19 protein-coding genes are annotated in these 22456 nt (G+C 73.0%); 12 read left to right on the plus strand and 7 right to left on the minus strand.

Annotation, left to right across the window (positions count from 1 at the left end):
- Positions 1–11 precede the first annotated feature (11 nt).
- Positions 12–896 (plus strand): LLM class F420-dependent oxidoreductase, encoded by an 885-nt coding sequence (locus tag AB0368_RS03470; protein WP_366152159.1) that lies wholly within the window; start codon positions 12–14, stop codon positions 894–896.
- A 10-nt stretch (positions 897–906) separates the two neighbouring features.
- On the opposite strand, the gene AB0368_RS03475 is transcribed toward AB0368_RS03470, so the two are convergent.
- Positions 907–2097 (minus strand): acyltransferase family protein, encoded by a 1191-nt coding sequence (locus tag AB0368_RS03475; protein WP_366152160.1) that lies wholly within the window; start codon positions 2095–2097, stop codon positions 907–909.
- Positions 2098–2277: 180 nt separating this feature from the next.
- On the opposite strand from AB0368_RS03475, the gene AB0368_RS03480 reads away from it, so the two are divergent.
- From AB0368_RS03480 to AB0368_RS03500, 5 genes are all read left to right on the plus strand, one after another.
- A complete protein-coding gene (locus AB0368_RS03480; RefSeq protein WP_366152161.1) occupies positions 2278–2949 on the plus strand; it encodes a hypothetical protein in 672 nt (223 codons plus the stop codon).
- A 72-nt stretch (positions 2950–3021) separates the two neighbouring features.
- Positions 3022–4089, plus strand: a complete 1068-nt coding sequence (locus AB0368_RS03485; RefSeq protein WP_366152162.1) for a hypothetical protein — start codon at positions 3022–3024, stop codon at positions 4087–4089.
- On the plus strand, positions 4086–4976 hold the full coding sequence (locus AB0368_RS03490) for a hypothetical protein (RefSeq protein WP_366152163.1): 891 nt from the start codon (positions 4086–4088) through the stop codon (positions 4974–4976). The genes AB0368_RS03485 and AB0368_RS03490 overlap by 4 nt, the downstream gene beginning before the upstream one ends.
- Complete coding sequence (locus tag AB0368_RS03495) at positions 4973–6133, plus strand: hypothetical protein (protein WP_366152164.1); 1161 nt, start codon at positions 4973–4975, stop codon at positions 6131–6133. Before AB0368_RS03490 ends, AB0368_RS03495 begins: the two co-directional genes overlap by 4 nt.
- Before the next feature lie 66 nt (positions 6134–6199).
- Positions 6200–7375: a monooxygenase gene (locus AB0368_RS03500; protein WP_366152165.1), complete on the plus strand. Its 1176-nt coding sequence runs from the start codon at positions 6200–6202 to the stop codon at positions 7373–7375.
- A 4-nt stretch (positions 7376–7379) separates the two neighbouring features.
- Here the strand turns inward: AB0368_RS03500 and AB0368_RS03505 are convergent, their stop codons facing one another.
- Positions 7380–8039 carry a response regulator transcription factor gene (locus AB0368_RS03505; protein WP_366152166.1) on the minus strand — a complete coding sequence of 220 codons (660 nt, stop codon included), beginning with the start codon at positions 8037–8039 and terminating at the stop codon, positions 7380–7382.
- Positions 8027–9241, minus strand: coding sequence for a sensor domain-containing protein (locus tag AB0368_RS03510; protein WP_366152167.1), 1215 nt, complete (start codon positions 9239–9241; stop codon positions 8027–8029). The genes AB0368_RS03505 and AB0368_RS03510 overlap by 13 nt, the downstream gene beginning before the upstream one ends.
- A gap of 127 nt (positions 9242–9368) precedes the next feature.
- Here AB0368_RS03510 and AB0368_RS03515 point away from each other — a divergent pair, with 127 nt between their 5' ends.
- The 3 genes from AB0368_RS03515 (at position 9369) to AB0368_RS03525 (ending at position 12102) form a co-directional block, all read left to right on the plus strand.
- Entirely contained in the window at positions 9369–9566 is a 198-nt protein-coding gene (locus AB0368_RS03515) for a hypothetical protein (RefSeq protein WP_366152168.1), read from the plus strand.
- A 41-nt stretch (positions 9567–9607) separates the two neighbouring features.
- Positions 9608–11068, plus strand: a complete 1461-nt coding sequence (locus AB0368_RS03520) for a serine/threonine-protein kinase (protein WP_366152169.1) — start codon at positions 9608–9610, stop codon at positions 11066–11068.
- Between the two features lie 251 nt (positions 11069–11319).
- Entirely contained in the window at positions 11320–12102 is a 783-nt protein-coding gene (locus AB0368_RS03525; RefSeq protein WP_366152170.1) for an ATP-binding protein, read from the plus strand.
- 25 nt (positions 12103–12127) lie between these two features.
- Here the strand turns inward: AB0368_RS03525 and AB0368_RS03530 are convergent, their stop codons facing one another.
- Positions 12128–12925 carry a response regulator transcription factor gene (locus AB0368_RS03530; RefSeq protein WP_366152171.1) on the minus strand — a complete coding sequence of 266 codons (798 nt, stop codon included), beginning with the start codon at positions 12923–12925 and terminating at the stop codon, positions 12128–12130.
- Positions 12926–13289: 364 nt separating this feature from the next.
- On the opposite strand from AB0368_RS03530, the gene AB0368_RS03535 reads away from it, so the two are divergent.
- Together AB0368_RS03535 and AB0368_RS03540 are read left to right on the plus strand one after the other, a co-directional pair.
- Positions 13290–13574, plus strand: a complete 285-nt coding sequence (locus AB0368_RS03535) for a helix-turn-helix transcriptional regulator (RefSeq protein ID WP_366152172.1) — start codon at positions 13290–13292, stop codon at positions 13572–13574.
- Positions 13575–13729: 155 nt separating this feature from the next.
- Positions 13730–14374: a lamin tail domain-containing protein gene (locus AB0368_RS03540; RefSeq protein WP_366152173.1), complete on the plus strand. Its 645-nt coding sequence runs from the start codon at positions 13730–13732 to the stop codon at positions 14372–14374.
- A gap of 67 nt (positions 14375–14441) precedes the next feature.
- On the opposite strand, the gene AB0368_RS03545 is transcribed toward AB0368_RS03540, so the two are convergent.
- Positions 14442–18335, minus strand: a complete 3894-nt coding sequence (locus AB0368_RS03545) for a S8 family serine peptidase (RefSeq protein WP_366152174.1) — start codon at positions 18333–18335, stop codon at positions 14442–14444.
- 217 nt (positions 18336–18552) lie between these two features.
- Here AB0368_RS03545 and AB0368_RS03550 point away from each other — a divergent pair, with 217 nt between their 5' ends.
- Positions 18553–19554: a hypothetical protein gene (locus tag AB0368_RS03550; protein WP_366152175.1), complete on the plus strand. Its 1002-nt coding sequence runs from the start codon at positions 18553–18555 to the stop codon at positions 19552–19554.
- A 3-nt stretch (positions 19555–19557) separates the two neighbouring features.
- Here AB0368_RS03550 and AB0368_RS03555 read toward each other — a convergent pair whose 3' ends face one another.
- Together AB0368_RS03555 and AB0368_RS03560 are read right to left on the minus strand one after the other, a co-directional pair.
- The gene (locus AB0368_RS03555) at positions 19558–20574 is read right to left on the minus strand and encodes a GAF domain-containing protein (protein WP_366152176.1); all 1017 of its coding nucleotides are present in this window, start codon (positions 20572–20574) and stop codon (positions 19558–19560) included.
- Between the two features lie 260 nt (positions 20575–20834).
- Positions 20835–22310: a glycosyltransferase family 2 protein gene (locus AB0368_RS03560; RefSeq protein WP_366152177.1), complete on the minus strand. Its 1476-nt coding sequence runs from the start codon at positions 22308–22310 to the stop codon at positions 20835–20837.
- Positions 22311–22456 lie beyond the last annotated feature (146 nt).

Here is a 22456-nt window from a genome sequence, read left to right on the forward strand (position 1 = left end):
ACGTTGCCGGTATGAGTGTGCGCTTCGGGGTGTTCGTGCCGCAGGGCTGGAAGATGGACCTGGTCGAGATCGCCGACCCGATCGAGCAGTACGAGGCCATGACGGCCGTCGCCCAGGCCGCCGACGCCGGTCCCTGGGACTCGGTGTGGGTGTACGACCACTTCCACACGATCCCGAAGCCGACCATGAACACCGTCTTCGAGTGCTGGACCGTGACCTCGACGCTGGCCCGGGACACCAGCCGGGTCAACATCGGGCAGATGGTCGGCTGCAACGGTTACCGGCAGCCCTCCCTCTACGCCAAGATCGCCTCCACCGTGGACGTCGCCAGCCATGGGCGGCTCTACGCCGGGCTCGGCGCCGGCTGGTACGAGCACGAGTGGAAGGCCTACGGCTACGAGTGGAAGGAGGTCCCGCAGCGGATGGGCGAGTTCCGCGAGGCCGTCGAGATCGTGCACAAGATGTGGACCGAGGACCGGCCCGTGTTCGCCGGCCGGCACTACTCGATCGACAGGCCGATCAACGAGCCGAAGGGCGTGCGCCGGCCGCACCCGTCGTTCTGGCTCGGCGGCGGCGGCGAGAAGGTCACCCTCAAGCTCGTCGCCCAGTACGCGGACGCCTGCAACGTGGGCGGCGGCGACCCGGAGGTCATCCGTCACAAGCTGGGCGTGCTCCGCGGCCACTGCGACGCCCTGGGGCGCGACTACGACCGGATCATCAAGTCCACCGGGCTGGAGCTGGACCTGAGCGCCTCGACGGCGGACACGATCGGGCGCATCGAGCGGATCGCCGAGGCCGGCGCCGACTACGTGATCGTGTACGTGCCGCGGGTCGCGTACGACCACGAGCCGATGCTGCGCTTCGCCGAGGAGGTCATCCCCCAGTTCGCGGGGTGACCACCGGCGATCAGGCCGCGGCGCCGACTCGCGGGGCGGGCTCCACCGCGTCGGCCATCCGGCCGGCCGCGTGGCGGGGCGAGTGGCGGGGAGATGGGATCGGCCACGGGCGGAGCCGCGGCCGGCGGCGGGCCGCAAGGTCCTCGACCCAGCCGAGCCCGAGCACCGTGACCGTGAGCAGTGACAGGGCGATGCAGGTGAAACCGAGGTAGATCAGCGCGCCCGGATGGACGTCCCAGAGCTCGAGGCGGTCCCCGACGATGATCGCGACCGTGATCACGACGTTGTGCCAGAGGTAGATGGTGACCGCCCGGTTGTTCAGGGCGGACACCATCCGCTGGAGCAGCGGCCTGCGGCCGAGCCAGGCCAGGCTCGGGTTGAGGCGCAGCAGCGCCAGCACGAAGCCCATCGAGTAGAGCGCGTGCGCCAGCGGGAACGGCACGAGGTCGAGGCCGGCGGGTCCCGGGTGGTCGACCACCCAGGCGAGCCCGAGCGCGGCGCATCCCGCGGCCACCCCGGCGACCACCACCGGGCGCATCCTGCGCAGATCACCGTCGCGGTGCGCGAAGCCCAGCAGCCAGCAGGGCAGGAACGTGAGGACGTACCCGGCGGTCTGCACGGCGTTGTTGCCGTCGGCGATGTGCCGGCTGTGCAGCGCGGCCAGGACGACGAGGGGCAACGCGATGGTCAGCAGCCGCTGGCGCCGGTAGAGCCGCAGCAGCAGCGGTGACAGCAGGACCATCCACAGGTACGTGGCCAGGTACCACAGCACGCCCGCACCCTCCGCGCCCACGTCACCGAGTCCGTGGCTGGCCGGCGGGGTGGCCAGCGGCAGCACCCAGAGCAGGAAGTCGGGCCAGGCCGGCCGGTGCCCCCAGCCGGCGATCAGCATCAGCGGGACGAGGACGGCGGCCATGACCCACAGCGCCGGCAGCAGGCGGCGCACCCGGCCGCGGATGACCGTGGGCGCCGCAGACCGGTCGAGCGACCTCGCCATCAGGGATCCGGCGAGCGCGAACATAACGCCCATCGACGGAAAGAGCAGGGCAAGGACCGCGTAGTGGAAGGCGTGGTACGCCACGACCCGCACGATGGCCAATGCACGCAGAGTGTCAAAATAGCGATCCCGGGCGGGCGCCTTAGCACTCGTCACGTCCACCACCAGCGACTCCTGCACAAATAGGTCCCGACACAACGTCACACACAGTAGCGGATCATGGCGAGCGTCCCCTGATCCGATCGGGTGGAAGACGTGCCCTTTCCGGCCAACCGGACGCCCGCAATCCCCCGCCGACCAGGGCGCTTGCGCTTCGTCGCCGGGGCGACCACGCTGAGTGTGGCGTTGGTCATACCTGGATCCTGGCGTACGCGGGAGGCCGCGATGGGTGAGTCAGCGGCGGCCCGCCGCACCGGCCTGCTGCACCGGATGCTCCTGGTCCGGCGGCTGGAACAGCGCCTCCTGCGGGCGGTTCCGGCGGGTGACGAGGCGGTCGCGGTCGGGCTGCTGAGCGTCCTCGGCCCGCAGGACGCCGTCGTCTCGGCGGGCGAGCGTCCGTGGCACGCGGTCGGCGCGGCCGCACTGCTCTTCGGCGCGGACGTGATCAACGCTCCCGGTCCCGCCGAGGCCGTGGCGGCGGCGCGACGGAAGGCGCGGGCCGGCGACCGCCGCATCGTGGCGGTCTGCATCCCCGGCGCCGACCTGGACAGGGCCAGCTTCGTTTCGCCGGCGTACGCGGGGCTGCCCGTGCTGTTCTGCCGCGGCGAGCATCTCGCCGGATCCGGCCGGTCCCCCGTCGTCAGCGTCCTGTCGGTGGACAGCGGCGACGTGGAGGCGATCGCGGGTGCCGCCGCCGCGGAGGTCGGCGAGCTGCGGACCGGCGCCGGCCCGTGCCTGCTGGGGCTGCGGGCCGCGGCCGCGGACGTCGACCCGGTCGAGCTCCTCGCCGCCCGGATGCGCACCGACCATCAGCTCGACGACAACGCCCTGCGGGCGATCGACCGGGCCGCGGCGGCCCGTGCCGGGGAATTCCTGGCGCGGCTCGGCGCGGGCTGAGGCAGCGGGTTCGGTACGTTGACGGGCGCCGGGAAGCGCCCGCCGCCCGGCCGCCCTGAGAGGAGTGACCGGGTGGACCCCACCGCCGTGTCCTTCACCGCGCGCGAGCGGTGGATCCTGCTCGTCGCGAGCGTCTGGCTGGTCGCCGGCCTGCAGCTCGACGCGTACGCGCACGCCACCACACCTGAGCTCGAGACCTTCTGGACGCCGTGGCACGGCGTGCTCTACTCCGGCATCGCCGCCTGCGGGCTGACCCTGGTGTGGCTGCTGCGCCCGCGGTTGCCCGTCGTGCCCACGTACCGGTCGGTGCTGGCCCTGCCGAACGCCCTGCGCATCCCGGTCGCCGGCATGGCGCTGCTGCTGGCCGGCGGCGGCGTGGACACGCTGTGGCACAACGTGTTCGGCATCGAGCAGGGCCTGGAGATCTTCGTCAGCCCGAGCCACGAGCTCATCATCCTGGGCATGGCGCTGGTCGCCGCGGGCCCCGCGCTGATGCTGGCCGCCCGGGCCGGCCGCGCCCTGTCCGCCGGGGACGCCGTCCTCGCGACGGTCTCCGCGCTGCTGTCCGTGCTGCCGCTGCACATCTACTCGCTGCACGCCTCCGCGCTCGGCATGACCTGGGTCGGTACGGGCGAGAACCCGGTCCGAATCTTCTCCATCGACGCGCAGATGGTGCACGGCTACCTGTTCAGCACCGCGCTGCTCCTGCTGCCGGTCCTCGTCCTGGGACGCCGGTGGCGGGTGCCGTACGGCGTACCGGCGGTGCTGGTCGCCGTACCCGCCGTCCTCATGCATTTGATGTTCGCGACCGACGAGCGCTGGTGGCTGTCGCTGACCGTGGCCGCCGCGGGTGCCGGCGCCGAGGTGGTGCTGCGGGTGGCCGGCCGGATGGTGGCCTGGTCGGACGAGGCGCGCTGGATCGCCGCGGGCCTGATCGCGCCGCTGGTGGTGTGGGGCGCCGTGCTGGCCGTCGGCGCGCGGACGGACGGGGTCGGCTGGAACATCCACATGGTCACCGGCCTGCTCACCCTCACCGCCCTCACGGGCGGGGCGACGGCGCTGGTGGCCCGCCGGTTCCAGCCCCCGGCCGCGCCCTCGCGCGACGAGCCGGTCGCCGCCGCCTCCTCGACGGCTCGGTGACGGCACTGCGCCAGGCCTTCGCCACGGTGGCCGCGGTCGTGGTCCTGGTGCTCGGCACGGGCGCGCCGGCGCTCGCGCATGCGGGCGGCCTGACCGCCACCGACGTACGCGGCCGGGTGGTCGCCGTGACGCCCGGCGTCGCGGGCCTGGCCGTCACCGCGATCGAGGACGGTGCCCGGCTCCGGCTCCGCAACGACACCGCCGTCGCCGTGACGGTGCCGGCGGGCGGCGGTACGGCCACACCGGCGGTCGTCGGTCCCGGTACGGAGCGGACGTGGCTCGACAGCCGCTCGACGGCGGTCGGGCGTACGGTGGCCCCCGGCCGCACCGAGCCGTGGTCCCTGGTGCTGGACGTCGGCGGCACGCCCGTCACGGTCAGCGGCGAACTGACCGGCGGACAGCCGCCCGCCGCCCTGCCGTGGTGGGTCGCGACGGTGGTGCTGGCTGTCGCCGTACCCGTGATGTCCCGCCGGCTGCGACGCCCGGACCTGGTGCTGGCCGCCGCCGGTGCCGTGGCCCTGGCCGCGTCGGCCGCCCACGTCACCGGGTCGACGCTGGCCGTGGAATCCGCGCCGGCCCTGGGCACGTTCCTCGGCGCGTGCGGGGTGAATCTGCTGGGCTGGCCGCTGGTCGCCGGGGGCGCGGCGGTGGTGCTGCGCGGGCGGCCCGCCGGGGTGCTGGGGGTGTGTGCCGGGGCGGCGCTGATCGCGGTGTCGGTGCTGCCCGACGTCACCTCCTTCCACCGGGCGGTGCTGCCCTTCGCCGGGCCGGCCGCCGCCGAACGGGCCCTCGTGGTGCTGACCCTCGGCGCCGGGGTCGGTGTCGCGGTCGCCGGGGCGGCGGTGTTGCGCACGTTCTCCGCGCGCTCCGGCGCCGAGGCGGCATGACGGCGCTCGCGCACGGGATCGGCCGGTCGCAGGATCTGCCCCTCCCCCTCGACCTGGTGCTCCAGGCCGGCGCTGCCGCGGTCGTCGTCTCGTTCCTCGTGGTGGCGTTCTGGTGGCGGCGCCCCCGGCTCACCGACGGCGGCGTCCGTACGGTCGCACCGCCCGGGGTGAAGCTCGTCGCGCGGCTGCTCGCGCTGGCGGCGAGCCTGTCGGTCGTCGGTGTGGCCCTGGCCGGCCCGCCGGCGCCCCGCAATCCGGCCCCGTACGCGTTGTTCGCCGGGCTGTGGGTCGGTCTCGTGCCACTTAGCCTGCTGCTCGGACCGGTCTGGCGGGCCGTCAATCCCCTTCGGACGGTGTTCCGGGCGCTGCGCCTGCCACGCCACGGATTCCGTCCCGCGAAGGCGGATGGATCGGCCGGACGGTGGCCCGCCGCCCTCGCCCTGCTCGCCTTCGTCTGGTTCGAGCTGGCGGCGCCGCACCGCGACGAGCCGGTCATGGTCGGGCTGTGGCTGGTGGCGTACGGTCTGGTGCAGCTCGGCGCAGCGGCCCTGCGCGGCGAGGAGTGGTTCGCGCGGGGCGACTGTTTCGAGGTGTACTCCACGCTCGCCGGGCGCCTCAGCCCGCTGCATCGGCGGCGCCCGCTGGCGGCCGTGGCGGGCACCCCGGTGGACGCGGGCGTGGCGGCGTTCCTGGCGGTCTGGTGGGGCTCGACCGTCTTCGACAGCGCCTCAGCCTCGGTGGCGTGGGCCGACTTCGTGCAGCGCGCCGGCACGCCCTTGCTGTATCTCACCGCCGGCCTGGTGCTGATGTGCGCGGTCGTCTACGCCGGCATCCGTGGGCTTCCGGGCGGACCTGCCGTGACCCCCTCGCTCATACCGATCGCGGCCGCCTACACCCTGGCGCACTATCTGACCCTGCTCCTCAGTGGACCGGGGGCCCGGACAGCGGTGCCGGCGCCCGGGGCGGTCGCCGCGGCGCAGGTGACTCTGATCCTGCTCGGGCACGTGCTGGGCGTGATCGTGGCGCACGAGCTGTCGTTGCGCGCGGCGCGGGGCCGTCCGGGACCGGCCGCCCTCGCTGACGAGCTGCCGGTCGTCCTGCTCATGATCGCTTTCACCTGGGCGGGGCTGTTCCTCCTCCTCACCCCGGTCTCGTGATCGATACCCGTATATCCGGGTTCCCCCGGATATACGGCCTGCGCCCTTCCCGAGAGGATTGCAGGCATGCGATCCCTCCGCCCTACCCTCGGTATCGCCACCGCCCTGGCCACCGTGCTGCTGGCCGCGGCGTGCGGCTCGGACACCACGACAACCTCTCCCGCGGCCGACCCCGGGCCCGCCTCGCACGGCTCGCACGGCGCGACGTCGGCGGCGCCCTCGAAGCCCCTGCGCCAGGGGGAACGCTTCGTCGATCTCGCGCTGCCCCAGCCCTACACCCCGTCGGCCCCGAACGGCGGCACGGACGAGTACAGATGCTTCCTGGTGGACCCGGGGCTGACCAGCCCGGCGTACCTCACCGGCAGCCGCTTCCTGCCGCAGAACGCCGCCGTCGTGCACCACGCGATCTTCTACCGGCTCGACCCGGAGCAGGCGAAGGACGCCGCGCGGGTGGACGCGAGCACGCCCGGCGAGGGCTGGACCTGCTTCGGCGACGCCGGCGTGGAGGGCGAGACCGCATGGGTCGCGCACTGGGCGCCCGGCGTCGGCGAGACGCTGATGCCCGACGGCTTCGGCTTCACGATGCCGCCCGGCGGCAAACTGGTCATGCAGGTGCACTACAACTTGCTCGGCGCCGGCAGCGGCACTTCCACGGCCGACCAGTCCGGCATCCGGATGCGCATCGCCGACGGCAAGACGGCACTGAAGCCCCTGCAGACCGCCTTGGCGATGGCGCCCATCGAGCTGCCCTGCGAGCCCGGCGGCACCGGACCCCTCTGCGACCGCAAGGCCGCCGTCGCCGACGTCGGCAAGCGCTTCGGCGCCGGCTCGGCCGAGCAGGTCGCCGGCCTCAATGAGATGTGCAACGGCGGCGCGCCACCGGTCCCGGGCCCGACCCAGCACTGCGACCAGCCGGTACGGGAGGCCGGCACGATCTACCTGGCGGCGGGCCACATGCACCTGCTGGGCCGCTCGATCAAGGTCGAGCTGAACCCGGGTACGCCGCGGGCGCAGACGATCATCGACGTGCCGAAGTACGACTTCGACAACCAGGCGCTCGTGCCGCTGGCGAAGCCGATCAGCGTCGCGGCCGGGGACACCGTGCGGGTCACGTGCACCCACGACGCCACATTGCGCAAGCAACTGCCCCAGCTCAAGACGCTGCCGTCGCGCTACGTCGTCTGGGGTGAGGGCACGAGCGACGAGATGTGCCTCGGCATCATGGTCTTCGCCCCCCGGTGAGCTGTCAGGCCTGCCGCTGGGTGTCCTCCAGGTAGCGCAGCACCGCGGTCACCCGGCGGTCCGCCCGGTCGTCCGGCGGCAGGTCGAGCTTGGCGAAGATGTTGCGGATGTGCTTGTGCACCGCTCCCTCGGTGACGAACAGCCGCTCCGAGATCGCGGTGTTCCCGAGACCCTCGGCCATGAGCGCCAGCACGTCGCGTTCCCGGGGGCTGAGGCGCTCCAGGGCCGCATCGGGGCGGCCGCGCGTGAGCAGCTGCGCCACCACCTCGGGGTCGATCGCCGTGCCGCCGTCCGCGACCCGGTGCAGCGCCGCCAGGAACTCCTCGACCCGTCCCACCCGCTCCTTGAGCAGGTAGCCGAGCCCGGAGGCGCCGCCGGCGAGCAGCTCTGTGGCGAACGCCTGCTCCACGTACGCCGACAGCACCAGCACCGCCAGGTCCGGCCGCCGGCGCCGAGCCTCCACGGCGGCGGTGATGCCCTCGTCGGTGTGGGTGGGTGGCATCCGTACGTCCACGATGGCGACGTCCGGCTCGTGCTCGCCGACCGCGGCCAGGAACGCGGCCGGGTTCTCGGTGGTGGCGACGACGTCGAGGGATTCGGCGCGCAGCAGCAGCGCCAGTCCCTCCCGCAGCAGCGGGTCGTCCTCGGCGATCACGATCCGCATGGCAGCTCCACCCGCAGGGTCGTCGGCCCACCGGGTGGGCTGGTCAGGGTCAGGGTTCCGTCCAGGGCGCCGACCCTGCGGCGGATGCCGGTGAGGCCGGATCCCGCCTCCTCGTCCGCACCGCCGTGACCGTCGTCGGTCACGGTGAGGCTGAGCAGGTCGTCGCGGCCGCGCACCGTGACGACGGCGTGCGCCGCACCGCTGTGCTTGGCGACGTTCGTGAGCGCCTCGGCGACGACGAAGTACGCGGTCGCCTCCACCGAGGCGGCGCAGCGCCCGGGCAGGTCGACCTCGACCCGGCACGGGACGCCGCAGGTGCCGGCGAGACCGTCGAGGGCCCCGGCGAGGCCGCGGTCGGCCAGCACCGGCGGGAGGATGCTACGGGCCACCGTACGCAGCTCGGCCAGCGCCTGCTCGGCGGCGTCCTGCGCGCGGGACAGGATCTGCTCGGCGGTGGCCGGGTCCCGGGCCAGCGCCCGACGGGCCGCTCCGAGCAGGACGGTGACGCCGACCAGGCGATTCTGCGTACCGTCGTGCAAGGAGCGCTCGATGCGCCGCAGCTCGGCGGCGTGCGCGTCGAGGGCTGCGGCGCGGGTGGCGGTCAGCTCGGCGACCCGCAGCGCCAGGTCGAGATCGGCGCCGGGCGGAAGCAGCCGGCGGCCGGGGTACGCCTGCGTACGGGCGAAAGCCGGGCCCAGACCCACGGCCACGGCGACCCACGCGACCCCGAGGGCCCACACCCCGAAGGCGCCCACCCAGTCGTGCACGACCGGGAAGCCGAGCGAGGACGTGGCGTCCTCCGGCGGCAGCAGCCGCCACCAGAGCGGGAAGGTGCCGTCGCGGACGGCGTTGAGCGGCAGGGCCAGCCCGAGGATGCCGAGCAGCAGGCCGAGGGTGCCGTGCACGAGCAGCCAGCGCCACTCCCGCCGGGCGACCGGATCGGCAACGGCGTCGCGCCACCGCCCCGGAGCCGGGCCGGGGCTGACCACCTCGTCGCCCCACCGCGAGAGCCGCGCGCGCTCGCGGTCGGCGGCGAAGCGTTGCAGGCGCAGTGCGGTCGGCACGAACAGCAGTCCCACGCCGACGACGCAGCCCAGCGCCACGAGGATGAGCCAGAGCAGGGCGGCGAAGGCCAGGCACGCCGTGCCCAGCCCGCCGACGAGATGCTCCAGCGCCTCGCGGGTGCTGCGGCCGTACCTCACGGGCAGCAACCTTAGGGCCTCACCGGCGGTTGCGGCAGTCCAGAGGTCCGGAAGTACAGCCTGCTGTACCCGAGGGGGCGCGCAGGCGGGATCGATCCGGCGCGCCGGAGTTCCTAGCGTCGGGGGTATGACAGAGAACAAGGAACGCACCGGTGGCACCCGTACCCTGCTGTGGCTCGTCCTGGTGGTGAGCGCGGCCGCCAACGCGGTGGCGTCGGGCACCGGCGTCAACGTCCTCGTCGGCGCCGGCTTCGGGATCGTCACGCTCGCCTGCGCCACCGCCCTCGTGGCCCAGCACTACCGGCACCGGGCCGGGCGCGGGTAGGGTGCCGGGCGGCGTGCCGCACGAGGTGGAAGGGAGTCGAGATGGTCATGCCGCTGGGCCCCGGCGACCCGCGCCGGCTCGGCTCGTACGTGCTGCTGGCCCGGCTGGGCGAGGGTGGCATGGGTACGGTGTTCCTCGGCCGCTCCCCCGGCAACCGCCAGGTCGCGATCAAAACCGTCCGCCCGGAGTACGCCGACGATCCCGAATACCGCGGCCGCTTCCGCAGCGAGGTCCACCGGGCCCAGCAGGTGCCGCCGTTCTCCACCGCCGAGGTCCTCGACGCCGACCCGGACCACGACCCGCCCTACCTCGTCGTCGAGTACGTCGACGGCCCCAGCCTCGCCGGGGTCGTCGCCGAGCGGGGCCCGCTGAGCGGCGCCGCCCTGCACAGCATCGCCGTCGGCACCGCGGCCGCTCTGACCGCCATCCATCGCGCCGGCGTGATCCATCGCGACCTGAAGCCCGACAACGTCCTGCTGCCCCGGGGCGGCGTCAAGGTCATCGACTTCGGCATCGCGCGGCCGCTCGAGGCCACCAGCCACCACACCGCCACCGATGACATGGTCGGCACGGTCGCGTACATGGCCCCGGAGCGCTTCCAGGAGCATCCGCAGGTGGGCTTCCCGGCGGACATCTTCGCCTGGGGTGTCCTCGTCACGTACGCGGCGACCGGGCGTACCCCCTTCCACGCCGAGAGCCCGCCCGCCACTGCCGTACGGATCCTGACCCGGCCGCCCGAGCTCGCCGGCGTGCCCGGCCCGCTGCGCGACCTCGTCGCCCGGTGCCTGGCCAAGGATCCCCACGAGCGGCCGGCCGCCCGCGACCTCCTGGACGAGCTGGTGCTGCCCGGTTCCGACCGCGCGTACCTGGACGGCGTCGACGGAAGCCGGGCGAAGGCGGCCGACGCCGCGCCGCCGCCGAAGGAGCGCCGCGGGCTGCGGCGATTCGCCGTCGCCGGTGCCGCGGTCGCGCTCCTCGGGGCGGCGGTGCCCGCCGTACGGGCGCTGACCGCCGGTGGAGCCGGCCGGACTCCGGACCCGGCCGCGGCGCCGGACGTCCTCTCGGGCGGGCGGCGGGCCGTCATCCACTTCGCGGAGCTCGGCGAGGACATGTGGGTCTACCCGAACGGCGGCGAGGCGGAGACCACCGGCAGCGTCGACGCGGTGGGCGGCGAGTCGCAGTTCACGCTCGTACCGTTCGGAGCCGGTCATCAGATCAGGTGGCTGTCCGAAAAGTATCCCGGCCAGTGCCTGGGCGTGCACATCAACCCCGGCACCGATGCGGTCCTCGTGACCGCCCCCTGTCACCAGACCCGGGCGACCGTCTTCTCCATCCGCCCCAGCGGCACCCGGGACCGCGCGGGCCGACCGGCGTACCTCCTGGTCAACGAGGCCTACGGCGCGGTCGGACTGTCCGGGAAGGACGACCGCGTCATCGTGGCGGAGACCGCCGGCCACCGGCGCCGGACGACGTTCAGCTTCGTCGATCGTGGCCCCGCCTGATCACGTCATGGCGTGATGTAACACATAGGAAATGGAATTCAAATGTTACGCACGGAATGGCATGTTGCCGTCCAACAATCAATGGGAAAGTGGAATGAGTTGCGCGGCCGGCGAATCGCGATAGCCAGCAGGGGTGGAGGTGCACGGCACCGCGGCCGCATCGACGGCTGAAGGTCGCGTACGACCTGAAAGGGCTGGCCATGGAAGCGCACCCTCCGCACCTGGTGGCAACACCGGTGAACGAATCATCCATGACGATCACCGGAGATGCCGACCGCGAATCGATGGAACTGGCGGTGCACGCCCGCTGGAGTCCCGCAGTCGCCACCGAACTGCGTACCGGCATTCACAAGTGCCTGGCCGAACACCCGGTCGCCGTGCTGATCGACCTCCATGACCTCGGCGACCCGCAGGGGCACAGCGCGCCGATGTGGCTGGCCGCGTACCACGCCGGCACCATCCCCGAGCCGCCCGTACGCCTGGCGTTGTGCGTACCGCCGTCCACCCTGCTGGCCGGCCGGCTGCGCAGGATCGGAGTCCCGCACTTCCTGCCGATGTACGCCAGCATGCCGGAGGCCCGCTCGGCACTGGCCCGCAGCCTTCCCCTGCCGGATCACCTGCGGCTGGTCCTGCCTCCCGTGCCGGCGACGGCCCGCCGCGCGGCAGTCCTGGTCGAGGAGGCCTGCTCGGCCTGGCGCCTGGCGCCGCTGGTATCCGCGGCCCGGACCATCGTGTGCGAGCTGGTCACCAACGCCGTCGAGCACGCCGCCACCGACATCGCGGTGGTGGTCTCCCGGCGCGGCAGCGGGCTGTACCTGTCCGTCCACGACGAGGACCCCCGCCTCCCCCGCCTCCCCGACCCCGCGCCGCCCGATCCCGGGACACCCGGCGGGGGCATGGGTCTGCGCATCGTGCACGCCGCGGCCGACGCGTGGGGCGCCCGGTCGATCGGCCCCGGCAAGATCGTCTGGGCCACCGTCCGCGGCGCCCCGGCTTCGCGGCCGCCCCGGCTTCGCGGCCCCCACCCGGGCTGAGCGGCCACCCCGGCTGGGCGGATCGTCAGGCTCGCACCCGGGCCGTGCGCCGCGGCCCGGGCCACGCCTGCGGCCCCGGCGCCGGCATCAGCCGGGCCGCCGTCGCCTTGTTGACGGCGTCGATGCGCGAGACGGCACCCAGTTTGGTGTAGACGTTCGTCAGATGGCGCTTCACCGTGCCCTCGGCGATCCGCAGCCGGGCGGCGATCTGCGAGTTGCTCAGCGCCAGCGCGGCCAGCTCGAGGACCTGCAGCTCACGCCGGCTCAACGGGTTGTCGGCAGGCACGGCCAGGCGCGTGGCGTTGTGGTGCGACACCACCAGCACGCTGTTCGCCTCCTGGCAGACGGTGTGGATCACGCCGACCAGCTCCTGACGGCTGGCGGACCGGACCAGCACGGCGTGCGCACCGGCCGCCAGGACGTCCTGGAGCAGGCGCAGGTCGTCATCCATCGCCAGCACGACGATGCGGGTGCCCGGCGAGATCCGCCGGATGTGCCGCACGGTGGCGCACACCGGGTGGTCCGGCATCGTGACGTCCAGCAGGACCACCCGCGGCTGCCGGACGGCGATCGATTGGACGGCGGTCACGCTGTTGCCCGCCTGCCCCACGACGCGCAGGTCCGGCTCGGCCGCGATGAAGTCGACGAGCCCTTCGCGAAGCAGGGCGTGGTCACCGGCCACCAGGATGTCGATCGCCGCGCCGGCCGGGGTCGCGGCCGGGCGTGGGGACCGCTGCCTCGGGGACCGCCGGGCGCGGCCCCGGTTGCGAGCGGGTCCCGGCGAGACGAACGGGGCGTGCGCGTTCCTGTCGAGCTTGTGCATGACACCTCGCACATTCCGGTTGCGGCAGCCGTCGTCGCGGACGGCCGAGCCACCTCCCGCTGAACGACCGCGCCGCGGTTCGGCACATGCCTGACGACATCGATTCTGCCGACATCCGGGCGCGATTGTCCACGAATCCCGGACCGGTTGACGTCTTTTCACATACGCCGCCGGACTGTTCAAATTCGCCGCCGGACGGCCCTACCACGAAAGGTGTAGTCACGGGCACTCCCTTGGTGCAGGTATCCACACGGAAACCCTGCTCGATGAGGCGCCGCGGGTTTCCGCCCGCGCGGTCGCGAACGCCTCGGTGTTGACTGCGGAATGGTCTCCGTCCCGCTCGCCGAGTCGCAGGAGGACTTTCGTGATCAGTTATGCCGAGCCGCCCGTCGGGCAGCTGATCCGGCGGCACCGGCTGCGCCGCGCCCTGACCCAGGCGGCCCTCGCCGAGGCGCTGGCGTCGGTCTCCGGCAACGGATCCGCCACCCGTGACCAGGTCAGCCGCTGGGAGGGCGGCGGCCGGGTGCCGGGGCCGTACTGGCGCGGCTGGCTGAGCGTGGTGCTCGGCCTGCCGCGCACCGAGCTGGATCGGGCGGCGGCACGGGCCCGGGCGGAACGCCTGCTGTCCAGCGCCACCGGCGATTTGTGAAGCCTCATTTTCCATTGATGTACCTCAATGTCGATGTGGCCAGAAAACGGACTCTTTCTCATCGCCCCGCCCAGGACCAGGATCGATTCCGGAAAGACCGGGGCCCGCACCACCGGCGGGCGACCGGAACCGTGCACGATCGCAAGGAGGATCCCGTGTCTCACACCACCCGGCGTCTCACCGCTCTCGGCACAGCCACCCTGGCGGCGGGCGCTGCCGTCGCACTGTCCATGACGCCCGCCAACGCCGCGCCGCTCGTGCCTCCGGCGCCGGCGTCCAGCCTGGTGATCAGCCAGGTCTCCACCCAGGGTCCGGCCGGGGTGACCGACGAGTTCGTCGAGATCCACAACCTCGGCACGCAGTCGATGGACATCTCGAACTTCACCGTCTGGTCCTGCACCAACTCCGGGCAGCAGATCATGCTCGCCACGGTCCCCTCCGGCACCATCCTGAGCGGCACCGAGGACCAGCAGCCGGACACCGGAGAGTTCTACCTGCTGGCGGCGCAGGGCTATGAGCGGCTGATGCCGCCGGACCTGACCTACAACGGCAACATCGCACGGACCGGTGGCGTGCTGCTGCGCGGCGCGCCTCAGCAGGGCAGCCCGACGGGCGCCCGGATCGACTCGGTCGGCTTCTCGTCCGCGAACCCCTGCACGGAGACGGCCGCGGCTCCCGCGCAGAGCGTCGACTTCACCGACCAGGCCGCGCTGCGGGTGAACGACCGCGACACCAACAACAACGCGTTCGACTTCCGCAGGGTGACGCCCGCCATGCCGCGGAACAGCAGCTCGTCCTGATCCACGGTTGACCCGCTCGACGGGTACGGCCCGGTGGAAGTCCCCACCGGGCCGTACCGGGATCTCGTTATCGGGAGAGCTGAGCTGCCCGTGCCGGATCCGCGAGGGCGTACGCAGCACGCACCGTCTGCTGGAGACGGTTGCCGGCGCTGTCCCACGCCTCCGCCTTCAGCCACATGCCGTCCGGTCCGGCGGTGGCGGGATTCCGTACGGTGATCCCATAGCGTCCGGGAGCCAGCTGCCGCACCGCCGCCGGGCGCCAGGTCTGTCCCGCGTCCGCGGAGGACCACAGCCACAGACCGGCCAGGGCGCCGCCGTTCTCCGCCTTCTGCGGCTCCCGGGCCAGCACCTCGAAGGCCAGGTCGCGCCCGGCGGGGGCCCGGTTGGCCGGGTCCAGGCCGAGCCGGTAGGTCAGCTGGATCAGCGGCTGGGGGGCACATCCGCCCGCGACGGCGTTGGGGCAGGGAACGCCCGTCGACCGCGGCGGCGCCGACCGGAACGACCACTGCGACGTCGTGTGCTGCACCGGGCGTACCCCCGGGCCGGCCGGGGTGGGCCCGTCGACCTCGAGCCGGTAGGTCGCCGGCTGGGCCGGCAGCCGGAACGTGGGCATCGGCAGGCCGTTGGTCTGCTCCTCCGCCGCCACCTCGGTGTCGTCGCGGAAGAGCCGGACGCTGCTGCGGTAGTCCGGCCAGGACTGGACGGCGTGCGTGTCGGCCGAGTCCCGCAGGTGCCATGCCGGGTAGAACACGGCGCCGTCGGAACCGCCCCGGCAGAGGCCGCAGCCGTCGGTGGCGCCCTCCGGCTCGCCCTCCAGGATCGGGCCCTCGTACCAGCGCTCCTCGGGCAGCGACCGGGTGCCGGTGCCGAAGACGTCGCGGCTGATCAGCGAGCTCGTCAACGCCGGCGAGTTCGCCGGCTGCTCGTTCTGGGTGATCCAGCGGATCCAGGTCACGCCCGGGTTCGCCGGTCCCACATATTCGGTACGGACGGCCGGCGCCGCGAACTGGACGCGTTCCCGGACGGCACTGACGCTGCGGGTGCCGAAGGCGTACCAGTTCTTCTCGTAGGTCATCGGGGTGCCGGCATGGTAGCGGGTCGGGATCGTCACCAGCCCGGCGGCGGTGGCGGCGTCGCTGCGCCCGGACGGGACGCCGGCGGCGGGATAGAAGAGGTTGTAGTTGCTGTCCGGCGAGTCGTCGCCGGCCAGGGTGACCCGTACGGGCTTGCTCGTCAGCCACGACCGCAGGCCGGCCCCCTCCTGCTGGCCGAGGAACAGCTGCGGCACCGGCGTCGCGGCCGGCCGGGACAGCGGCACCGCCCCCGGGCGGTCGACGTAGAGCAGCACGCCGGCGGCACCGGCGTCGGACACGGCCCGGGTTGCGGCGGTGGCCGCCTGGGCCGCAGTGGCGACCGGATCGTCGCCGTCACCGGCGAGGGCGACCAGGGCGAGCCGGCCGTGCAGGTCCAGCCCCGCCAGGTCCTCCGGCCGTCCCCGTCCGGCCCAGACCAGATCGGACTGGCGGGTTCCGGCCCAGCGGGCGGGCGTGCGGTAGACGTCGTACCGGGGGTGCAGGTCCACGGCGGCGGACCCGGACTCGGCCCGTACCCGCAGCCCGGCGGTGGCCAGCGTGCGCTTGTCGTACGTGTCGAGCGAACCGTGCCGCGCCGCCGCCTGCGGGGTGACGAAGAACTGCAGATCGGGATCGTTGCGGACGGCGGCCAGCAGGCTCATCTGCGCCCCGGCGGTGGTACGCACCACCTCGAGCGCGCGGGCCAGCTCGTCGGTGGCCTCGCCGGTGGTCACGGTGTGCCGCTGCCCCTTGCGGGCGTCGAGCGTGATCTCGGTGTCGCCGGTGACGCTGATCTCGGGCGACACCATGACGTCGGTACGCCGGCCGGTCAGCTCCGCCGAGGACAGCGAGGCCATCGCCGTGTACACGCCACCGCGACGCACCGGCACCACGGCGGAGCCCTCCTCGACGGGTACGACGACCGTCGGGGTCGCGAAGGGATCGTTCGAGGTGGCCGGGTCGAGGTCCGCGTCGACCAGGTACGCGCTGCCGTACGGCACCGGCTCGCCGTGGTGGTCGATCATCCGTACGGTCACCTGCGAGGTCTCCGGGCGGACGTAGACGCTGACCGCGGTACGCAGCGAGACCTGCGCCCCGGTGGCCGTGACGGCGCCGCCGTACGCACCGCCGGCCGCGGCCGCGTCGATGGTGAGTGTGACGGTGGCGCGGCCGCCCGCCGGGACCGTGAGGTCGGTCGTCGAGAGCCGGCCGAGGGCCGGGGCGGAGGCGCCGTTCCAGCCGGTGAAGGTGACCCCGAGGTGCAGGTTCAGCGGCTCGGTGCCGTCGTTGACGTAGCTGACCGGGTATTCCGTCACGTCCGTGCCCGGGGTGCCGCCGCCGTCGGCCTGCAGGGAGCCGGTGGCGGCGATGTCCTGCCGGACCGCGCGGGCGACGTCCACCCGTCCCGCGCCGATGGCCGACCAGCTGCCGTCGACCGGGGCGGCGCTGTTGATCAGTGCGTCCTTGAGCCGGTCGCCCCGCCACGCCGGGCGGCGCTGGGCCAGGATCGCGGCGGCCCCGGCGACGTGCGGGGTGGCCATCGACGTACCGGAGAGCGCGGTGTACGAGTCGTCGACCGGGTCGCCGAGCTCGGTGCCGGCGGCGCGCGCGGCGACGATGCCGACGCCGGGCGCCACGATCTCCGGCTTGATCAGGCCGTCGCCCAGCCGCGGGCCCTTGCTGGAGAAGGCGGCCACGTGGTCGTCGCGGTCCACCGCGCCGACCGTCAGCGCGGAGCGGGCCGCGCCGGGTGTGTTGACGCTGACCGGGGCGCCGTCGTTGCCCGCGGCCACGACGAACAGGGCGCCGGTCTCCCGGCTCAGCTCGTCGACCGCCGCGCTCAGCGGGTCCGTACCGTCCGTGGGCTCGCCGCCCAGGCTCATGTTGATCACCCGGGCCCCGTTGCCGGCCGCCCACTGCATGCCCTCGATCACCATGGAGTCCAGCCCGGCACCGTCGTCGTCGAGCACCCTGCCGATCATCAGCTGGGCGGCGGGGGCCACGCCGCGCAGCCGGCCGCCGGACGCCGCGCCGCTGCCGGCGATGATGGAGGCGACGTGCGTGCCGTGCCCGTGCCCGTCCTGGGTGGAGCCGGAGCCGGTGAAGTCGGCGGATGCGGCGATCCTGCCCTGCAGGTCCGGGTGGCCGGCGTCCACGCCGGTGTCGAGGATGGCGACCTTGACGCCCCGGCCGTCGTATCCGGCCTGCCACGCCTCCGGCGCACCGATCTGCGGCACGCTGTGGTCGAGGGAAGCGGTCACCCGGGCGTCCAGCCAGACCTTGCCGACGCCCCGGCTCAGCGCCGCCCGTCCCCGGCCGGCGGGCCTGATCGCCGCCCAGAACCCGGATCCTCTGCGCTCGACGCGCAACGCCGAGCCGCGCACGGCCGGCAGCTCACGGGTGCGCTTACTGCCCGGAAGCGCCGCCAATTCCCGGGTACGGGGGTGGCTGACGATGACCGGCAGCGTGGCGGCGCGGCTGTCGTCCAGACCCTGCCGGCTGAGCCCCCGCACGTTGAACAGTTCCCGGTCCAGCGCGCCGGCGGTGAGCAGCGGATCGGCGTCCGAAGGCACGACGTAGAGCGCCGGGCCGCCGGGCGCCGTCCGCTGCGACGTGGTGGCGAAGGTGACACCGGTCCGCTCCGGCGTTCCGGGTTGGACGGTGACCTCTGCCCGGCCTCCGGGCAGTTCGCGGTAGCGGACCTGGTCTCCGGTGAGGAGGGTGACGGTGTGCGTACCATCTGCGGCCGCGGGCGTCGATGCCGCGTGACCGGGCACCGCCGGGCGGGCCTGGGCGGTGGTGGGCGGGAGGGCGGCGCCGACGCAGAGGACCGCGGCGGTGACCGCGATCCAGCGCCGGGCAGAGCCGGAACGGTGACTGGAGCTCATGGAACCGTCCTTTCGTCCGGATGGCGAAAGCAGCAGCACCGCGCCAGTGGGTGCACGGCGCGGTGCTGGGGGGCCGTTAGAGCGCCGGATATGAACCAGCCGCTAACAACTTATGAAAAGGATGAGGTCCGGTGAGGCATGGCGGAACGGTTCCGCCCTGGCGCGAACTCGCCGCTGACACCACAGCGCCAGCCCGGCGGGGGGACACCCGGCCACCATGAGTCAGGTGTTCTCCGTCGCCGGGCTCGGACCCGAGGACGAGGCCGTCTACGAGGCTCTGGTGGACGGCCCCGCGACCGTGCCCGAGCTCGCGCGCAGCACCCGCCTGGCGGAGGAGCTGGTGCGCGTCGCCCTGGACCACCTCGAGGAGGCGGGCCTGACCGGCCGGGGCGCGGGCCATCCGGAGCGGCACACCGCGGCGGCGCCCGACGTGGCACTCGAGGCGCTCCTGCTGCGCCAGGAGGCCCGGCTGCAGCGGGCCCGCCTGCACGCGCACCAGCTGGCCGCCCGGCACCGCCGGGCCCACGCCGGCGACGACCCGGCGTCATTGGTCGAGGTGGTCACCGGGCGGATGGCCGTGCTTGAACGCTTCGAGCAGGTCCAGCGCGCGGCCCGGCAGCAGATCCGCGCCATCGACAAACCGCCGTACGCCGTACCGTCGGGCAACCGCAACCCGGTCGAGCACGAGATGCTGGGCCGCGGGATCCGGTACCGGGTCATCTACGACCCGCAGGGCCTGACGGACTTCCACGACCTGCGGGCGGACCTGGAGCAGACCGCCGCCCGCGGCGAGGTGGCGCGGGTCCTGACCGGCTTGCCGACCAAGCTGATCCTCGCCGACGACCGGGTGGGCATGATGCCCCTGCAGGCGGCCCCGTCCTCCATCGAGAGCATCATCGTCGTCCATCCCTCGGCCCTGCTCGAGGCGCTCAGCGCGCTGTTCGAGTCGCTGTGGGCCCGCGCCCTGCCCCTGGGGCTAGTGCCCGGCGGCGCCACCGTGGACGCCGGGCCCACCCGCGACGAACGGCGCCTGCTGGCGCTGCTCACCACGGGCATGCCGGATGTGGTGATCGCCCGGCAGCTGGGGCTGAGCTACCGCACCTTCCAGCGTCGCCTGCGGGAGCTGCTGGTACGGCTCGACGCCGAGACCCGGTTCCAGGCCGGCGTCCGCGCTGCCCATCTCGGCTGGATCCCGTACGACGGCGGTGAGGGCGGGTAAGGGTCAGGGCCGCTGCCCGGTCAGCGTCGCCGGCAGGTAGAGGCCGCGGTCGGCGGCGCGCATCACGGCGGCGGCGGTGGTGCGGGCGCCCAGCTTGCCGCGCGCCTCGTCCAGGTAGGCGTACACGGTGAGCACGCTCACCTGCAGGCGGGCGGCGATGTGCGCGGTGGGCCAGCCGGCGATGAGCAGGCCGAGGACGGTCAGCTCCCGGTGGCCGAGGCCGAGCAGATCGTCCGGCGGCCGCAGCACGACGACGGCGCTGGCGTGGTGCGGCGGCCGGTCGGGGCAGGCCAGCATGGTCGTTCGCCAGTAGCGGTTGCGGTCCTTCCACGACCGGGGAACCAGGAAGTTGGCCTGGCTGTCGCCGTCGGCGTAGCAGGCCGCGGCCTCGGTGAGCACCGGGGAGCCGCGCGCCAGCAGCCGGTGTCCGGGCAGCCCGGGCAGGGGCTCGACGGTGTCGTCCTGGGTCAGCACGACGCCGGCGACCGCATCCGTGACCAGGCCGGTCAGCGCGCTGACGGTCCGCATCGGGTCCATGGCGTACGCCATCAGCGGCGCCAGCCCGGTGAGCAGGTCACGGATGTCGTCACCGACCGGGGTGGGGTCGTCCGTGTGGGCGGCCAGCACGCCGAGGTAGCGGCCGTCGCCGGTGTGCAGCGGGATGCCGATCCCCTCGCAGAACCCGGCCGGGGCCATGTACTGGGCCCAGGCGTTCGTCGCCGCGGTGGGTGCCGGCAGATCCACGACCCGCAGCGGGGTCCGGTTGCGATGCAGCCCCACCAGCTCGACGTTGGCGAGGAACTCCGGGGTGGCCAGGTGGTCCTCCATCGCCTCGGAATAGCCGCGTACGTACAGCGGGGGCTGCCGGCTCCGGTCCGGGCGGAGCAGCGTGACGCAGGCGGCGTCGACGGCGATGATGTGCCGCAGGGCTTCGAGCAGGGCCTCGGCGCGCTCGGCGAGGCAGGTGCCCCGGGAGGCGATGGTGGAGATCTCGGCTCCCAGCGCCGCCGGGTCATGCATGGGAACTCCTGGCCGTGCCGGAAGCCGGGATGCGGATGTGCCGCTCCGCATCCCGGCCCGCGACCGGTACTGCCGAGCCGCGGCTCACCGGTGGGGAACCACGCTGCCAGGCGGAAACACCCATTTCATGGTGCGCTCCTTTGTACCGGTTCCTTTGAAAGTATGCCGACTCGCCGAAGGCCGGCAAAGAAGCCGGGCATTGATCGATGATGAACTTCTGTTTGCAACATTTACCGTTTCCGGGAAAACGGCGCCGACCGTCAACTCTTCCACGCGGCGATCAGCATCGAGGGGATCCACAGAACGGCATACGTCGCGATCAGCACCCGGGCCGTCGCCGATCCCGGCGCCACCTGATAGGCGGCCGCGTAGGCACCCGCCAGGGTCAGCAGGGTCACCATGCTGACGGCGCGGATGCGCCGCGCGCCGCGGATGCGTACGTGACCTCTCCGCCGGTTGGTCTTCGGCGTGACGAACCACGTCTGGGCCCGGCGGCGGAAGCCCTTGATGTTCGCGACGGCGTACGTGTGCACCACGGAGAGGGAGATCCAGCAGGCGGCGGGAATGTAGAGCAGATCGGACCACGACCGCTTCCGGCCCGTGGCGACGATCAACGGCAGGACGCTGCCGAACAGCGTGAGCACCATCACCGGTGCCATCGCGGAACCGGCCCAGCCGCGGGCCCCGCCGAACGCGGCGCAGAGGGTCGCCACGACGCACCAGAGGACGGACACCTCGATGCCGAGCGCCGCCGTGTAGTAAGCATTCTGACGCAGCAGGCTCAGCTTGGTGCGTAGGTCGAGATCCGACCGCAGCACGGGGACCAGATACTCCACGAAGGTACGCGCCGAGCCGATCGCCCAGCGCTCCTGCTGGCGGCGGAAGGCCCGGTAGCTCGGAGGAACCTCGCCGACGTTGGCGACGCTCCCGAGATACACGCCGCGGTATCCGGCCAGGTAGAACCGGTTCGACAGGTCGATGTCCTCGGTGAGGTGGCCGGCCCGGAACCCGCCGACGGCGTACAGCGAGGGCAGGTGGAACAGGGCGCAGCAGCCGGAGAACAGCACCATGTGGCCCAGCCGCTGCCGGCCGGCGAGGTCGACGACGTAACAGGCCTCCTCGTTGATGGCCAGGCAGCGCTGGAAGTGGTCGCCGGGACCGTGGTGGTAGAGGCGCTTCGTCTGCACGTACGCGATCCGGGTGTCGGCCTCGATCACCTCGAGGCAGCGTTCGATCGCATCGGTCTGCGGACGCCAGTCCGCATCCAGCAGGTACATGTAGTCGAATCCGCGGTGCCGCAGATATCCCTCGAGCGCCTTCAGATTGCCGGCCTTGAAGCCCACGTTGTCCGCGCGGTGGAACACGACGAACCGCTCGGACTCCCAGATCTCGACGTCGTCGCCCACACCGGCCACTGTCGCCGGTAGGCAGCCGCGATCGGCCGCCAGCTTCCGCAGCAGGTCGATCGTCTCCGGATCCTTCGAGTCGTCGCCGACGATGACGGTCTTGCCGGGGTAGGAGAGCTGTTCGCAGGCGGCGATGGTGTCGGCGAGAACCTCGCGCTCGTTGAACGACACCACCACGACGGCGACCTTCGCATCCGGACGTGGCACCACCGTGGGAATGCGCGAGGGAAACAACGCGGCGATCGAATAGGCGTAGTTGTATGCCGCAAAGCAGCCGAAATACAGCAGGAGCAGCAGTGACACGGTGGACAGGACGGCGGTGATGACCATAAGGATTCCGGTCTGCCGATCGAGAGGGAATTTTTGCGTGTCGATGCTACGGACGCGGTGGGCGGATATCCGCCGACGGTGCAAAACTGTGACGAGCGTCCATCGGTAATCAGCCGGCAATATCGCTCTGATATTTCCGGACGGCC

Origin of the sequence: Actinoplanes sp. NPDC051475 (genome assembly GCF_040689425.1) — a bacterium.
In the GTDB taxonomy this organism is placed as follows: Bacteria; Actinomycetota; Actinomycetes; order Mycobacteriales; family Micromonosporaceae; genus Actinoplanes.